17 protein-coding genes and 1 tRNA gene (1 of these 18 cut by a window edge) are annotated in these 15,210 nt (G+C 66.9%); 13 read left to right on the forward strand and 5 right to left on the reverse strand.

The genetic code is table 11. The annotated features are described in order from the left end of the window. Nucleotides 1-24 precede the first annotated feature (24 nt). The 6 genes from ACSQ89_RS06730 (at nucleotide 25) to ACSQ89_RS06755 (ending at nucleotide 4,538) form a co-directional block, all read left to right on the forward strand. Nucleotides 25-948, forward strand: coding sequence for an SDR family oxidoreductase (locus ACSQ89_RS06730; protein WP_436293836.1), 924 nt, complete (start codon nucleotides 25-27; stop codon nucleotides 946-948). Between the two features lie 19 nt (nucleotides 949-967). Next, entirely contained in the window at nucleotides 968-2,221 is a 1,254-nt protein-coding gene (locus ACSQ89_RS06735) for a cation:proton antiporter (RefSeq protein ID WP_093108918.1), read from the forward strand. A 74-nt stretch (nucleotides 2,222-2,295) separates the two neighbouring features. Beyond that, on the forward strand, nucleotides 2,296-3,180 hold the full coding sequence (locus ACSQ89_RS06740; RefSeq protein WP_436293835.1) for a S1C family serine protease: 885 nt from the start codon (nucleotides 2,296-2,298) through the stop codon (nucleotides 3,178-3,180). A gap of 14 nt (nucleotides 3,181-3,194) precedes the next feature. Beyond that, complete coding sequence (locus tag ACSQ89_RS06745) at nucleotides 3,195-3,560, forward strand: response regulator transcription factor (RefSeq protein ID WP_436293834.1); 366 nt, start codon at nucleotides 3,195-3,197, stop codon at nucleotides 3,558-3,560. 19 nt (nucleotides 3,561-3,579) lie between these two features. After that, entirely contained in the window at nucleotides 3,580-4,050 is a 471-nt protein-coding gene (locus ACSQ89_RS06750) for a group II truncated hemoglobin (protein ID WP_093108916.1), read from the forward strand. A 122-nt stretch (nucleotides 4,051-4,172) separates the two neighbouring features. After that, entirely contained in the window at nucleotides 4,173-4,538 is a 366-nt protein-coding gene (locus tag ACSQ89_RS06755) for a hypothetical protein (protein WP_436293833.1), read from the forward strand. A 173-nt stretch (nucleotides 4,539-4,711) separates the two neighbouring features. Here the strand turns inward: ACSQ89_RS06755 and ACSQ89_RS06760 are convergent, their stop codons facing one another. Next, entirely contained in the window at nucleotides 4,712-5,047 is a 336-nt protein-coding gene (locus ACSQ89_RS06760; RefSeq protein WP_139191719.1) for a hypothetical protein, read from the reverse strand. A gap of 12 nt (nucleotides 5,048-5,059) precedes the next feature. After that, a tRNA-Leu gene (locus tag ACSQ89_RS06765) sits at nucleotides 5,060-5,144 on the reverse strand. 41 nt (nucleotides 5,145-5,185) lie between these two features. Between ACSQ89_RS06765 and cysM the strand changes: the two genes are divergently transcribed. The 4 genes from cysM to ACSQ89_RS06785 are packed head-to-tail and all read left to right on the forward strand — an operon-like array spanning nucleotide 5,186 to nucleotide 8,033. Beyond that, nucleotides 5,186-6,088, forward strand: a complete 903-nt coding sequence (gene cysM, locus ACSQ89_RS06770) for a cysteine synthase CysM (RefSeq protein WP_093108914.1) — start codon at nucleotides 5,186-5,188, stop codon at nucleotides 6,086-6,088. A 7-nt stretch (nucleotides 6,089-6,095) separates the two neighbouring features. Further along, on the forward strand, nucleotides 6,096-6,638 hold the full coding sequence (locus ACSQ89_RS06775; protein WP_093108913.1) for an NUDIX hydrolase: 543 nt from the start codon (nucleotides 6,096-6,098) through the stop codon (nucleotides 6,636-6,638). Nucleotides 6,639-6,679: 41 nt separating this feature from the next. Then, entirely contained in the window at nucleotides 6,680-6,907 is a 228-nt protein-coding gene (locus ACSQ89_RS06780) for a sulfurtransferase TusA family protein (RefSeq protein WP_093108912.1), read from the forward strand. 10 nt (nucleotides 6,908-6,917) lie between these two features. After that, complete coding sequence (locus ACSQ89_RS06785) at nucleotides 6,918-8,033, forward strand: SGNH/GDSL hydrolase family protein (protein WP_436293832.1); 1,116 nt, start codon at nucleotides 6,918-6,920, stop codon at nucleotides 8,031-8,033. On the opposite strand, the gene galU is transcribed toward ACSQ89_RS06785, so the two are convergent. The 3 genes from galU to ACSQ89_RS06800 all read right to left on the reverse strand — a co-directional run bounded on the left by galU (nucleotide 8,014) and on the right by ACSQ89_RS06800 (nucleotide 12,936). Continuing rightward, nucleotides 8,014-8,904, reverse strand: a complete 891-nt coding sequence (gene galU / locus ACSQ89_RS06790; RefSeq protein WP_093108910.1) for a UTP--glucose-1-phosphate uridylyltransferase GalU — start codon at nucleotides 8,902-8,904, stop codon at nucleotides 8,014-8,016. The two genes, ACSQ89_RS06785 and galU, sit on opposite strands and share 20 nt — an antisense overlap. A gap of 93 nt (nucleotides 8,905-8,997) precedes the next feature. After that, nucleotides 8,998-11,868 carry a valine--tRNA ligase gene (locus tag ACSQ89_RS06795; RefSeq protein ID WP_436296149.1) on the reverse strand — a complete coding sequence of 957 codons (2,871 nt, stop codon included), beginning with the start codon at nucleotides 11,866-11,868 and terminating at the stop codon, nucleotides 8,998-9,000. A gap of 90 nt (nucleotides 11,869-11,958) precedes the next feature. Further along, complete coding sequence (locus ACSQ89_RS06800) at nucleotides 11,959-12,936, reverse strand: MBL fold metallo-hydrolase (protein WP_436293830.1); 978 nt, start codon at nucleotides 12,934-12,936, stop codon at nucleotides 11,959-11,961. Between the two features lie 86 nt (nucleotides 12,937-13,022). On the opposite strand from ACSQ89_RS06800, the gene yaaA reads away from it, so the two are divergent. The 3 genes in view from yaaA to ACSQ89_RS06815 are tightly spaced (at most 43 nt apart) and all read left to right on the forward strand, a layout consistent with a single transcriptional unit that may run on beyond the window. Continuing rightward, complete coding sequence (gene yaaA, locus ACSQ89_RS06805) at nucleotides 13,023-13,808, forward strand: peroxide stress protein YaaA (RefSeq protein ID WP_093108907.1); 786 nt, start codon at nucleotides 13,023-13,025, stop codon at nucleotides 13,806-13,808. Continuing rightward, nucleotides 13,805-14,650 carry a 2OG-Fe(II) oxygenase gene (locus ACSQ89_RS06810; RefSeq protein WP_093108906.1) on the forward strand — a complete coding sequence of 282 codons (846 nt, stop codon included), beginning with the start codon at nucleotides 13,805-13,807 and terminating at the stop codon, nucleotides 14,648-14,650. Before yaaA ends, ACSQ89_RS06810 begins: the two co-directional genes overlap by 4 nt. Nucleotides 14,651-14,693: 43 nt before the next feature. Continuing rightward, nucleotides 14,694-15,210 carry the 5' portion of an alpha/beta fold hydrolase gene (locus ACSQ89_RS06815; protein ID WP_093108905.1) on the forward strand. It continues 377 nt past the right edge of the window, so 517 of the gene's 894 nt are visible here — the first part of the coding sequence; it begins with the start codon at nucleotides 14,694-14,696; its stop codon lies off the right edge, out of view.

The following is a 15,210-nucleotide window of genomic DNA, read 5'->3' on the forward strand; positions in this document are numbered from 1 at the left end:
CTGATTCAAAAAAGGAACTGGATTTTGCCCTCAATCAACAGCCCTCTTGGCGCCGCGCCCTCGCGCTTCCGGCGCGAGCGTGTGCTCGTGATCGGATGCGGCGATGTCGGGCTCAGGGCGGCACGCGCGTTGCGCGGCCGCGTGCAGCTGATCGCGCTGACCTCTTCGCCCGGGCGCGTGGCGCTGTTGCGCGAGGCCGGCATCAGACCAATCGTGGCCGATCTCGATGCACCCGCAACGCTGCGCCGGCTCTCGGGCCTGGCCACGCGCGTGCTGCATCTCGCGCCGCCGGCGCGCGTGGAGGGGGCGCAATGGTGGCGCGACGCGCGCACCACCGCGCTCGTGCAAGCGTTGCGGCTGCGCTCGCTGCCGGCCGCACTGGTCTACGGCTCGACCAGCGGCGTCTACGGCGACTGCGGCGGCGCACGCATCGGCGAGACGCAAACCGTGAAGCCCGACACGCCGCGTGCGCATCGCCGCGTCGATGCCGAGCGCAGCGTGCGCTGGCTCGGCCGCGCGGGTGTCGCCGTGCGCATCCTGCGCATACCCGGCATCTATGCGCCCGATCGCGAAGGCGGCACGCCGCGCGAGCGGCTGCAAAAAGGCACGCCGGTGCTGCGTGCAGAGGACGACGTCTACACCAATCACATCCATGCCGACGACCTGGCGCGTGCCTGCGTGGCGGCACTGTGGCGCGGCGGGCCGCAGCGTGTGTTCCACGTGAGCGACGACAGCGAGATCAAGATGGGCGACTACATCGACCTGGCCGCCGACCTGTACGGCATGCCGCGCCCGCCGCGCATCGCGCGCGACGAGGCCCAGGCGCAATTGCCGTCGTCGCTGCTCAGTTTCATGGGCGAGTCTCGGCGGATGGACAATACGCGGCTGAAGCGCGAGTTGCGCGTGCGGCTTCGTCATCCGACCGTGGCCACGGGGCTCGCCTCCTGACCCGTTTCCGAGGGATTCCATGCCGACCACCCAGCTCTCCGTCTACTTCTTCCTGCAGGTCGCCGTCATCATCACAGTCTGCCAGCTCGTGGGCCGCCTGGCTCAGAAGATCGGCCAGCCGCAGGTGGTGGGCGAGATGATCGCGGGCGTGATGCTCGGCCCCTCGCTGTTCGGGCTCTTCTTCCCCGAGGCGCAGCGCGCGCTGTTTCCCAAGGAAACACTGAGCATGCTCTACGTGGGCGGCCAGCTGGGCGTGGGCATGTACATGTTCCTGGTCGGTACCGAGTTCCGCGCCGATCACTTCAAGAGCCGCTTCAGGAGCGCCGCCTCGGTGTCGGCGGCCGGCATCCTCGTGCCCTTCGTGCTGGCTTTTGCGCTGGTGCCGTGGCTGCACGACATCCCCGGGTTGTTCTCGGCGCGCGCCAAGCCGCTCGAGGCCTCGCTGTTCCTCGGCGCCGCGATCGCGATCACGGCCTTTCCGATGCTGGCGCGCATCATCCACGAGCGCGGCCTGGCCGGCACCTCGCTGGGTACGCTCGCACTTACCGCCGGCGCGGTCGACGATGCGGCGGCCTGGTGCATCCTGGCCGTGGTGCTGGCGAGCTTCGGCGGTTCCTGGGGCGGCGCCTATGCGGCGATCGGCGGCGGCGTGGCCTATGCGCTCTTCATGGTGTTCATCGGCTCGCGCCTGCTCAAGCGCCTGGCTGCGCATGTGCGGCCCGATGCGCCGCTGAGTTCGTCGCTGCTGGCCATCGTGCTGGTGCTCTTCTGCCTGAGCGCCTTCGCGATGGACGCCATCGGCATCCACGCGGTTTTCGGCGGCTTCCTGCTGGGCGCGGTGCTGCCGCGCGGCGCGCTCACCGAAAAGCTGCGCGCGCAATTGCAGCCCTTCGTCGTGATCTTCCTGTTGCCGATGTTCTTCACCTACTCGGGGCTCAACACGCGGCTGGCGGTGCTGTTCGAGCCCGGCATCATGCTCGGCGCGATCGCGATCCTCGCCGCATCGTTCTGCGGCAAGGGCATCGCCTGCTGGGCCGCGGCGCGCATGTCGGGCGAAAGCCAGCGCGATGCGCTCGCGATCGGTTCGCTGATGAACGCGCGCGGGCTGATGGAACTCATCATCATCAACATCGGGCTGCATGCCGGCGTGATCCTGCCGGGGCTGTTCTCGATCCTGGTGCTGATGGCGATCATCACCACGCTGATGGCGACCCCGCTGTTCAATTGGGTGACGCGGGAGCGGCGCGCCTCGGCTGTCGAAGCAACGATCTAGCCGCTGCCTGCCCAACCGGGCAGTAGGCGCGCGGTGCAGGGATTTCGACAATGCAAGCGTCTTCGGAGATCTTCATGTCGAACACTGTTTCCTTGCCGCCCCTCGAACAACTGTCTGCGGCGATGGCCGACATGGTCGCCGACGCAGCGCGCAGCGTGGTCGCCGTGCACACGCGGCGCACGCGCGCCAGCGGTTTCGTCTGGCGACCCGGATGCATCGTCTCCTCGGAAGAAGCGCTGCCCGAAGACGAGGAGGTTGAGATCACGCTGCCCGGCGGCACGACCGTCGCCGCCAAGGTGGCCGGCCGCGACCCCACCACCGACATCGCGCTGCTTCGCTTCGAAGGTGCGGAAGCTCCGCAGTTGATGCTCGACAATTCAACGACGCGCGCCGGCGAGTTCGTGCTCGCAATCGGTTCGCGTGAAGGCGTGCCGCTTTGCGCGAGTGGCATCGTCTCGCTGGCCGGCCCGGGCTGGCGCAGCCTGCGTGGCGGCGAGATCGACGCCAGGATCGAGCTCGACCTGCGCTTGCGGCCCAGCGCCGAAGGCGGCGTGGTGCTCAATGCGAAGGGCGGCGTCATCGGCATGTCGGTGTTCGGCCCGCGGCGGCGCGTGCTGGTCATTCCAGCGCCGACCATCGAGCGCGTGGCTGCGCAGCTCGCGGCCCATGGCCGCATGCCGCGCGGCTATCTTGGCCTGAGCCTGCAGCCGGTGAAGGTGAGTCACGCCAGCGTCGGCGCGATGGTCATGGGCGTGGCGGAGCAGGGGCCCGGTGCGGCGGCCGGCATCCATCAGGGCGACATCATCGTGGCCGTGAACGGCGAGCCTATCCGCAGCGTGCAACTGCTGCTGCGCGCACTCGGTCCAGCGAGCGTAGGCTCGGTCCTCACGCTGTCGCTCCAGCGCGCGGGCGAGCCGGTCGAAGTCCAACTCACCGTGGGCGAAAGGCCAGCCGATTGAACGAAAGCCGCGCGATGAAACCGATCGTGGTCGCGATCGAGATCGACGACGCCGAGTTGGCGCAACGGCTCGCTGCCGCCCTGGCAGCCGCGCCGGACCTGCGCCTGGCCGAGCGCGGAGAGGCCGCCGATGTCGTACTGGTCCATCCTTCCGAGGCGGTGGAGCACGACGAGGCAGTGGATTCGGTGTTGACCCCGCGCGAACTCGAGGTGCTGGCCCTGGTGGCTGAAGGCGCCTCCAACAAGGCCATCGCGCGGCGTCTGGGCATCTCGGTGCACACGGCAAAATTCCATGTCGGTTCGCTGATCGACAAGCTCGATGCCACGGGCCGCACCGACGCCGTCACGCAGGCGGCCCGGCTCGGCGTCATTCATCTTTGAATTTTTTCGGAACACGGACATGCCGGATCAAGGAATTCCAAGCCTCTACGAATGGCTCGGCGGCATCGATGCCCTGAACCGCCTGACGACGCGCTTCTACGAGCAGGTGCGTGGCGACGAACTGCTCGGACCTGTGTTCGCGCACATGGGGGCGGACCATCCTTCGCATGTCGCGGCCTTCCTGGCGGAGGTGCTCGGCGGGCCGACCTCGTATTCCGAACGGCACGGAGGCCATCCGCACATGATCCGGCAGCACTTGGGCCGCCATCTCACGCAGGCCCAGCGGCGCCGCTGGGTGAGCCTGCTGCTGGAAACGGCCGACGAACTGGGCATGCCCGACGACCCCGAATTCCGATCCGCGCTGGTCGGCTACCTGGAATGGGGCTCGCGCCTGGCCGTCATCAATTCGCAACCGGGCGCCACGGTCGATGCGCATGCGCCGATGCCGAAATGGGGCTGGGGCGAAGTCAAAGGCCCGTACACGGGCTGAGCGCCGCAATCCCTGCTGTGACGTTTGGCAACGATCTTCACCGTCGGGACAGTCCACTTCCGCTGCGGTTGGCGCGTTGGTTGGTGGACATGGGCGGTATTCGCCCGTCCTCAGGAGTCCTTGTGAACCTCAACCGTTCTGTCTTCTTCAAGTACGCCGCGGCCGGTGCCGTGGCAGCCGCGGCGCTCTTCGCCGCAGCTTCGGCCAATGCGGGTGTGAGCTGGTCAGTGGGTGTCAATGCACCAGGCTTGGCCATCGGCGTGGCCGAACCTGGTCCGGTTTACTACGAACCCGCCCCCGTCTATTCGCGCCCCGCACCGGTCTATTACCAGCCCGCGCCGCCTGTGTATTACCGTCCGCCCCCGCCTGCGTACTACCGTCCCGCACCCGTGTATTACGGGCCGCCCGCGCCGGTGTACTACGGCCCCGGCTACCGCCACGGGTACCGTCATCACCACCGTCGGGATTGGGACGATCGGGACGATTGAAGTCGGAAGAGGCAAGCGCCGATTCACCGCAGCATGCAGAACGGCCGGCCCTCGACGCCGGCCCAGACGCATGCGCGGATGCACGCAATCACGATGCGAGGATCCTGCACGGAAGGGATTCTTGTCATGACGATGAGCATGGCTTTCTCTTTATGCATTCCCGATGCGATGGCTCACGTCGCCCAATGCGAATAGTGAAGCACCACATAACCGAGCGAATGCCAGAAGTGGGCTTCGGCCTGGCTGTTGGTGAAGATCCTCGAGCCATTCAGCCCGAGGCATTCGTAGCCCCAACCCACTCCTGCCGAATCCAGAATGATCTTGTCCATGGCGCGCCTCCAATGCTTGAAGGTATAGGCGTTCACGGCCCTGGAAGCCAGCAGCCCGCGGCTGACCGCCTCGTCGGCCCCGGTGCGGATGTCTTGTCCGGATTCATCCGGTCTGCGGGCGTCGGCTGCGGCTGACACGCGTGCGCGAATGTCTCTGCCGGGTCCACGAATGAGATGCATGGCGAGAAGCCATGGTGCCCGGGGCCGGAATCGAACCGGCACACCTTTCGGTGGGGGATTTTGAGTCCCCTGCGTCTACCAATTTCACCACCCGGGCACGGAAGGAAGGCAGCTCAAAATTATGGCACAGTGCCTTCCATGCAATATCCGACGATTGAAGACGCGATCGGCAAGACGCCGCTGGTCGCGCTGCAGCGCATCGACGCGGCCGCCAACGCGAAGCGCGGCAACGTGATCCTGGCCAAGCTCGAAGGCAACAACCCGGCCGGCTCGGTCAAGGACCGGCCGGCGCTTTCGATGATCAAGCGGGCCGAGGAGCGCGGCGAGATCAAGCCCGGCGACACGCTGATCGAGGCGACCTCGGGCAACACCGGCATCGCGCTCGCGATGGCGGCGGCCATCAAGGGCTACCGCATGGTGCTGATCATGCCGGAGGACCTGTCGGTCGAACGCGCGCAGACCATGAAGGCCTTCGGCGCCGAACTCGTTCTGACGCCGAAGAGCGGCGGCATGGAATACGCGCGCGACCTGGCTGAGCAGATGGTGGCGCAGGGCAAGGGCCGCGTGCTCGACCAGTTCGCCAACCCCGACAACCCGCGCATCCACTACGAGACCACGGGCCCCGAGGTCTGGGCCGACACGGGCGGACGCATCACGCACTTCGTGAGTGCGATGGGGACTACCGGCACCATCACCGGCGTCTCGCACTTCCTGAAGGAGAAGAACCGCGAAGTACGCATCATCGGCGCGCAGCCCGAGGAAGGCTCGCGCATCCCGGGCATCCGCAAGTGGCCGGAGGAGTACCTGCCCAAGATCTACGAGCCCAGCCGCGTCGACCAGCTGGTCCACGTGAGCCAGGACAATGCCGAGGAGATGTGCCGCCGGCTCGCGCGCGAGGAGGGCATCTTCGCGGGCATTTCGTCCGCCGGGGCGCTGTGGGTGGCGCTGGAGATCGCCAGGACGGTCGAGAACGCGACCATCGTCTTCGTGGTCTGCGACCGCGGCGACCGCTACCTCTCCACCGGCGTGTTTCCCGCCTGAACGCGCCATGTCCGAGCACAAGTTCTGCCCGGCCTGCGCCACGCCGCTGGCGCACATCGAACTGGCCGAGGACGGCGGGCCGAAGTCGCGCCTGCGCTGCCCGTCCTGCGGCTGGACCCACTGGAACAACCCGACGCCGGTGCTGGCCGCGATCATCGAGTACCGCGGCCAGGTGCTGCTGGCGCGCAATGCCGCGTGGCCGCACAAGATGTATGCGCTGATCACAGGCTTCATGGAGGCCGGCGAGACGCCGCAGGAGGGCATCGCGCGCGAGATCAAGGAAGAGACGAACCTCGACGCCAGCGCGCTGAACCTGGTCGGCGTGTACGACTTCCAGCGCATGAATCAGGTGATCATTGCCTACCACGCGGTGGCCGATGGCGAGGTGCGCCTGTCGCCGGAACTGGTCGATTACCGGCTCTACGAACTCGGCACCCTCAAGTGCTGGCCGGCCGGCACCGGCTACGCGCTGGCCGACTGGCTGCGCACGCGCGGACACGAACCCCAGTTCATGGACTGGCCGCGGCCGGCAACCCCCGTGGCCGAATGAGCTGCCTAGAATCGACGCAGCTTCAAGGACAGGACAAGGCGATGGACATCCACAAAGAAATCGACACCCGCGGACTCAACTGTCCGCTGCCCATCCTGAAGGCCAAGAAATCGCTCAACGAGATGCAGAGCGGCCAGTTGCTGAAGGTGGTGTCCACGGATCCGGGCTCGGTGCGCGATTTCCAGGCTTTTGCGCGCCAGACCGGCAACGACCTGGTCGAGCAGCAGACCGTCGGCACCGATTTCATCCACGTGCTGCGCCGCCGCTGACGGTGCCGCCGTGAAGCGCAGCGCCCGCATTGCCGTCCTGGCGCTTGCGCTGCTCGTCGCGGCCGCGCTGCTCACGTTGACCCTCTGGAGCGACGGCATGCCGCCCGATCCCCCGCATCGTCCCCTGTCTTCCGAGGCGATCCCGCTCGCGGTGCTGGGCGATTCGAACAGCCACTCCTACCAGGACCATGCCTGGTTTCCCGCTGATACGACCGAGCGCGGCGGCGCATGGCGTTCGCGCACCTTCCAGTGGACCGAGGTGCTCGCGCGCCTGCGCGGGCAGCAGCTGGACCTCGGGCCGTGGGTTCTCTGGGGCCGGCCCGGCGTCGTGGCCCAGGCGCGCGAGTGGCTGGGCCTGCGCGGCGGCCGGGCGCCGAAGAAGGAGGACTATTTCTACAACTTCGCGAACTCCGGGGCGGCCTGCAAGAACCTCATGGGCGGCCGGTTTCGCCAGGCGCCACGCCTCGTCGCACTGATGGACGAGGAGCCCGAGCGCTGGATGCGCGGCGTGGTGGTGATCCGCATCGGCCTCAACAACTGGGGCGGCCTGCTGGATCTCCAGGCGCGCGACCCGTCCGCGCCTGAACTGCGTGCCGCCACGGCCTATTGCGCCGACGAGATCGGCGCGGCGGTCGCGTTGATCCATGCTTCGCACCCTTCGACGCGCATCCTGCTGGTGGGCATCGGCAACGAAGCGGACGATCCCGCCAACTTCGATCGATGGCAGTCGGCAGCCGAAACCACGAACATCGGGACTGCGCTCGACGGCTTCAATGCCGCCATCCGCCGGCTGGCCGACAGCGACCCGCGCCTGGCTTATTTCGACGATCTCGCGTGGTTCCAGGCCCACTGGGGATCACGCAGCGCCGATGGCAAGCCGGACTACAAGACGGTGGCGATCGGTTCGACGCTGCACGTGACGAACACGATTGGCGATGATCCCCGCAACGCCCTGCTGGCAGATCGCCATTCGGGGCTGGTGTGGAACGCCTTGTGGGCGCAAGCCCTCGTGGCGCGCCTGCAGGACGTTTTCGGTCTGCCGCTGACGCCGATAGCCGACGAGGAGCTGGCCAGCTTCCTCGAGCCGCTGGCGCTGACGAATCCGCCTAGAGCTCCAGGCTCTTGAGGTAGGCGCGGAATTCGCCGCCGACTTCCGGGTGCGCGAGCGCGAGCTCGACGGTGGCCTGCAGGAAGCCTTCCTTGCTGCCGCAGTCGTAGCGCACACCCTGGTAGGCATAGGCGTAGACCGATTCCTTCTTCATGAGCGCGGCGATGCCGTCGGTCAGTTGGATCTCGCCGCCGGCGCCCTTGGGCTGGTTGCGGATCTCCTCGAACACGCCCGGCGTCAGGATGTAGCGGCCCGCCACGCCGAGGCGCGAGGGCGCGTCCTCCGGCTGCGGTTTCTCGACCATGCGGTTGACCTTGACCAAGCCTTCCTCGACCGTGTCGCCGGCCACGATACCGTAGCGCTTGACGTGTTCGAGCGGCACTTCCTGCACCGCCAGCAACGAGCCGCCGAGCCTGCCGAAGGCGCGCGTCATCTGCGCCAGCACGGGCTCGCCGTTCTCGGGGCCGACCATCAGGTCATCGGCCAGCAGCACTGCGAAGGGTTCGTCGCCGACCAGGTGTTCGGCGCACAGCACGGCGTGCCCCAGACCCAGCATGCGGGGCTGGCGCACATAGGAGCATGTCATGTCGTCCGGCATCACCGAACGTGCAATCTTGAGCAGCGCGAGCTTGTTGCTGGCCTCGAGTTGGCTTTCGAGCTCGTAGGCGGTGTCGTAGTGATCCTCGATCGCGCGCTTGTTGCGCCCGGTGACGAAGATCATGTCGCGAATGCCGGCGGCGTAGGCTTCTTCCACCGCGTACTGGATCAGCGGCTTGTCCACCACCGGCAGCATTTCCTTGGGCTGCGCCTTGGTGGCTGGCAGAAAACGGGTGCCGAAGCCTGCGACGGGAAACACGGCCTTGCGAATGCGCGCTGGTGAAGTGGACATGGGCTTTGCGTCTGATCGGGGAAGATGGATCGGAGGAGGGCGGCGCCTCGGCGCCGAACCCGAATACTAAAGCTCTCCGATGTCGAGCGTCTGTCAGCCGAGGCGCACAAGCTGGTCGCGCAGCCGTTCGAGCGTGGCGCTGAAGTCCGCGAGCCGCTTGCGCTCCTGCTCGATCACCGCGGGCGGCGCCTTGGCGACGAAGGCTTCGTTGCTGAGCTTCGCGTTGACCTTGGCGATCTCGCCTTCGATGCGCGCGATCTCCTTGCCGATGCGCGCCTTCTCCGCGGCCTTGTCGATTTCCATGTGCAGGCAGATGCGTACGCCGCCGACCACCGCCACCGGCGCCGCTTCGGCGGCCGCTGCCCAGTCGGCCGCGTCGTCGAAGACCTTCACTTCCTTGAGCTTGGCCAGCGCCTGCAGCACCGGTGCGGTATCGCGCAGGAAGGCGCTGCTTGTCGCATCGTCGGCCACGGCGTAGAGCGGCAGCCGGGTGGCGGGCGACACGTTCATCTCGCCGCGCAGCGTGCGGCATGCATCGACCAGCGACTTGAGCCGCGCGACGTGGGCCTCGGCCGCTTCGTCGATCTTCTCGGGCTGGCTCTTCGGATAGGCCGCGATCATGACCGATTCGCCTCCGCGGCCGGCCACTGGGGCCACCTTCTGCCAGAGCTCCTCGGTGATGAAGGGAATGACCGGGTGCGCCAGGCGCAGCAGCGTTTCGAGCGTGCGGATCAGCGTGCGGCGCGTGGCGCGCTTCTGCGCATCGTCGCCCTGCTGGATCTGCACCTTGGCGATCTCGAGGTACCAGTCGCAGAACTCGTCCCATGCGAACTGGTAGATCGCGTTGGCGACGTTGTCGAGCCGATAGTCTTCGAAGCCCTTGGCCACCTCGGCCTCGACACGCTGCAGCTGCGAGCTGATCCAGCGGTCGGCCTGGCTGAATCGGAGGTAGCCGTGGGCCGGGCCGCCGACGGCGCATTCTTCCTTGGTGTGCTCGCGCAGGCCGCAGTCCTGGCCTTCGCAATTCATCAGCACGAAGCGCGTCGCGTTCCAGAGCTTGTTGCAGAAGTTGCGGTAGCCCTCGCAGCGCTTGGGGTCGAAATTGATGTTGCGGCCCAACGAGGCGAGCGACGCGAAGGTGAAGCGCAGCGCATCGGCGCCGAAGGCCGGGATGCCGTCCGGGAATTCCTTTTGCGTGTTCTTGCGCACAGCGGGTGCGGTCTCGGGCCGGCGCAGGCCCTGCGTGCGCTTGTCCAGCAGTTCGGGCAGCGCGATGCCGTCGATCAGGTCGACCGGGTCGAGCACGTTGCCCTCGGACTTGCTCATCTTGTGGCCGTGCGAGTCACGCACCAGGCCGTGGATGTAGACGTGCTTGAAAGGCACCCGGCCGGTGAAGTGCTTGGTCATCATGATCATCCGGGCGACCCAGAAGAAGATGATGTCGTAGCCCGTGACCAGCACGCTCGAAGGCAGGTAGAGGTCGTAGTCCTGCGTTTTTTCGGGCCAGCCGAGCGAGGAGAAGGGCACCAGGGCCGACGAATACCAGGTGTCGAGCACGTCTTCGTCGCGCACGAGCTTCTTGCCCGGCGCCTTGGCTTGCGCCTCGGCCTCGTCGTGGGCCACGTAGACCCGGCCCTCTTCGTCGTACCAGGCCGGGATCTGGTGTCCCCACCAGAGCTGGCGCGAGATGGTCCAGTCCTGGATATTCTCCATCCAATGGTTGTAGGTGTTGACCCAGTTCTCGGGCACGAAGCTCACTTCGCCCGAGCGCACCGCGTCGATGGCTTTCTGCGCGATCGACTGACCGCCGGCGTCGGGCTTGGTCATCGCGACAAACCACTGGTCGGTCAGCATCGGCTCGACCACGGCACCCGTGCGTGCGCAACGCGGCACCATGAGCTTGTGCTTCTTGGTTTCGATCAGGAGGCCGAGCGCCTCGAGGTCGGCCACCACCGCCTTGCGCGCCACGAAGCGATCGAGCCCGCAGTACTTTTCGGGCGCGTTGTCGTTGATCGTGGCGTCCAGCGTCAGCACGCCGATGGTCGGCAGGCCGTGGCGCTGGCCCACGGCGTAGTCGTTGTGGTCGTGCGCGGGCGTGACCTTGACCACGCCGGTGCCGAATTCCTTGTCGACGTAGTCGTCGGCGATCACCGGGATCAGGCGGTCCACCAGCGGCAGCTTGACGCGCCGGCCGATCAGTTGCTTGTAGCGTTCGTCCTCGGGATGGACCATCACGGCGACGTCGCCGAGCATGGTCTCGGGCCGCGTGGTCGCCACGGTGAGTGAGCCCGAGCCGTCTTCGAGCGGATAGGCGATATGCCAGAGGAAGCCGTCTTCCTCTTCGCTCTCGACCTCGAGGTCGCTCACCGCGGTCTTGAGCACAGGGTCCCAGTTCACCAGCCGCTTGCCGCGATAGACCAGGCCTTCTTCATAGAGCTGCACGAAGGTTTGCGTGACGACCTTCGAGAGCTTCTCGTCCATCGTGAAGTACTCGCGGCTCCAATCGACCGTGTCGCCCATGCGGCGCATCTGGTTGGTGATGGTGTTGCCCGACTGCTCTTTCCACTCCCACACGCGGGCGACGAAGTTCTTGCGGCCCAGGTCGTGGCGGCTGATCTTCTGTTCCTGCAGCTGGCGCTCGACCACGATCTGGGTCGCGATGCCCGCGTGGTCGGTGCCTGGCACCCACAGCGTGTTGTCGCCCTTCATGCGGTGGTAGCGCGCGAGGCTGTCCATGATCGTCTGGTTGAACGCATGGCCCATGTGCAGCGTGCCGGTCACGTTCGGCGGCGGCAGCTGGATCGCAAAGGAGGGCACGTCGTCCTTTGGTTGCCCGGTGCCGCGAAAGCCCGCGACCGCGTAGCCGCGCCGCTCCCACTCGGGACCCCAGTGCGCCTCGAGGGCGGCAGGTTCGAAGGATTTGGAAAGGCTCTCGAGGCCGGGTTGGGACAAGGTGTCGCTCATGGCGGTGCAAAGACGAGCGGCATCCCGCAGGATGCCGCTGGTGGGGGTGGATGAGCGAAGGATTTTATTCGACTGCGGCGCGCGCCGTGTTCAACGCGTGGGCACGTAGTTCACCGGCAGCCAGACGTAGCCGCTGCCCTGCGAGCGCAGCCGGCCGACGCCGGGGAAGGAGATGTGCGCGCCTCCCACCAGGTAACCCTGCATGGCAGCTTCTGTATAGGCCCTTCTGCGCTGCACGGCCGCCGGCCGGGAGTCGGTGTCGAACTGGATGGTGATGGATGGATTCTCGAACTGGACGGCGGCCACGTGCATCAGGTCGCCCCAGAACACCATCTTCTGGCCCTTGCTTTCGGCGACGAAGATGCTGTGGCCCGGCGTGTGTCCACGTGCCGCCTTGGCCTTGATGCCGGGCACCAGATCGGTGTCGCCGTCGAAGGGCTTGAACTTGCCGGCTGCGATGTAGGGATTGAGCGAAGCCACCGCGCCCTGGAAGAAGCCCTTCGAGTCGGCCGGCGCCTTGTCCATGTTCGCCTGGCTGAGCCAGAAATCGGCGTCGCGCTGGTCGGCTCGCACCGTGGCATTGGGAAAGGCTGGCTTGTCGCCTGCTGCCAGGCCGCCCACGTGGTCCGGATGCAGGTGGGTGATGTAGATCTCGTCCACCTGCTCGGGCTGGTAGCCCGCCGCCTTGAGGCTGGCCGCGAGGCGGCCCAGCGTCGGACCGAACAGGCCGCCGGCGCCGGTGTCGATCAGCACCAGCTTCTCGCCGGTGTTGATCAGATAGCCGTTCACCGAGGTTTCGAGCGGGCTCTGGAGATAAGACCTGGCCAGCGTCTTCTTCACCTGCTCGGGCGTAGTGCGCGTCAGCAGCTGGTCCACCGGCAACGCCACCGTTCCGTCGGACAGGGCCGTGACCTCGAAGTCGCCGACCATCAGCCGGTAGAAGGCCGGCGCGGTTTCCTTGGCAAGGGGTGCCGCCGCATACGTCGCGGTGGGTGTCCACAGTGCGGTGGCCGCGCAGGCGGCGACAAGAACGAAAGCGCTGGTTCGCAGAAGGGAGGCAGCCTTCATCGCAGATCTCCTGGGAGTGGGGTTGGAAGCAGGGCGGACTCTACCGCTTCGAGAGCAGTCCGTCCGGGCCCGAAGATAATTCGGAGATGCTGTTTTTGATCTCGCCTGCCAAGTCGCTCGACTACGACACCCCGGTACCCGATGCGCTGCCCGCCACTCAGCCTCGTTTCGAAGGGCCGCGCGGCCCGGCCGCCGAGCTGATCAAGCTCCTGCGGCAGAAGTCGCCGCAGCAGATCGCCGAACTCATGCACCTGTCGGACAAGCTGTCTGCGCTCAACGTGGCTCGCTATGCGGCCTGGGCTTCCAAGGGGACGGAGAAGAACGCGAAGCAGGCCGCGCTGGCTTTCGACGGCGATGTCTATGGCGGGCTCGACGCCAAGACCCTCAGCACAGAGCAGCTCGCCTGGGCGCAGGATCATGTGTGCATCCTGAGCGGCCTCTACGGCGTGCTCCGGCCTCTGGATCGGCTGCAGCCCTACCGGCTCGAGATGGGCACGCAACTGGCCAATGGCCATGGCAAGGACCTCTATGCTTTCTGGAACTCGCGCATCGCCGGCTACTTGAACGAGCGCCTCCAGGCGGACCGCACGCCGGTCGTGATCAACCTGGCTTCGCAGGAGTACTTCAGGTCGGTCGACCAGAAGGTGCTGAGGGCTCGGGTGATCGAGTGCGTGTTCGAGGAGTGGAAGAACGGCAAGTACAAGGTCATCAGCTTCTTCGCCAAGCGCGCCCGCGGCCTGATGGCGCGCTGGGCCGTGCTGCACAGGGCGGCCACGCCCAAGGTGCTGGAGAAGTTCGATCTCGAGGGCTATGCCTTCGACGCCGGGGTATCGCTGCCCGAGCGCTTCGTATTCAGGAGGAAAGCGGCATGAGTCTTGGGCAGGCGATCAGTCCCGAGCTGCGCGAGTGGGTCGTCGCGCAGCTCGCCGCGGGGCATTCGGTACCCAGCCTGCGGGCTTCAATGCGCGATGCCGGCTGGCATAGCGAGGTGGCGGACGCCGCGCTGGCCGAGGTCGAGGCGCAGGCTGCAGGCGCGGCGGCCGTCGCGCCGCCGCGCACCGCGATGCCGGGGCCGGACCTGTCGACCTCGCCGCTGTATATCGACACCGGCGATCGCCGTGTCCAGGTGCTCCAGACCATGCTCCATCCGCGCGTGGTGGTGTTCGGTGACCTGGTCTCCGACGAGGAATGCGAGGGCCTCATCGCGGCCGCGCGGCTGCGGCTCGCGCGTTCCCTCACCGTCGAGACCCAGACCGGCGGCGAGGCGCTCAACGTCGATCGCACCAGCGACGGCATGTTCTTCGAGCGCGGCGAGAACGTTTTCGTCGCTCGGCTCGAGCAGCGCATCGCGAAGTTGCTCAACTGGCCGCTCGAGTTCGGCGAGGGCTTGCAGATCCTGCGCTACAGCCCCGGCGCGCAATACCGGCCGCACTACGACTACTTCGATCCCGCGGAGCCCGGCACGCCGACCATCCTGCGGCGTGGTGGCCAGCGCGTCGCGACGCTCGTGATGTACCTGCAGGAGCCTGAACTGGGCGGCGCCACCACCTTTCCGGACGTCGGGCTCGAAGTCGCGCCCAAGCGCGGCACCGGCGTCTTCTTCAGCTACGAGCGCCCCGATCCTGCGACGCGTACGCTGCATGGCGGGGCCCCGGTGCTCGCGGGCGAGAAGTGGGTCGCGACCAAATGGTTGCGAGAGCGCGAATTCATCTAGCTCACCAGAGCCCGCGGCGCTCCTGCGGGTTGTCGACGACGTTATGAAACTGACAGCCAACGGCATCCAGATCGAGGTCGAAGACAGCGGCGGCGCTGGACGCCCGGTGATTCTTCTGATCATGGGCTTGGGCATGCAGCTCATCGCCTGGCCGGACGCCTTCGTGCAGGCGCTGGCCGATGCCGGCTTCCGGGTCGTGCGCTACGACAACCGAGACATCGGCCTGAGCCAGACCTTCGATGAGGCAGGCACCGGCAACCTGGTCTGGCAGAGCGTGCGGCAGCGCATCGGCCTGCCGGTGCACTCTGCCTACACCTTGCAGGACATGGCGAACGATGGGCTGGGCGTGCTCGATGCGCTGGGCATCCGCCGCGCCCACGTGGTGGGGGCGTCGATGGGCGGGATGATTGCCCAGCGGCTGGCGGCCTCCGCGCCGCAGCGCATGACCAGCCTGGTCAGCATCATGAGTTCGAGCGGCGCACGCAATCTGCCGGGTCCGCGGCCCGATGTGGCGGCTGCACTCATGCGGCGTCCGGCCAGCCGAACCGAGGCCGCACTGG

This window comes from Variovorax sp. LjRoot175 (genome assembly GCF_964253805.1).
Lineage (GTDB): Bacteria > Pseudomonadota > Gammaproteobacteria > Burkholderiales > Burkholderiaceae_C > Variovorax.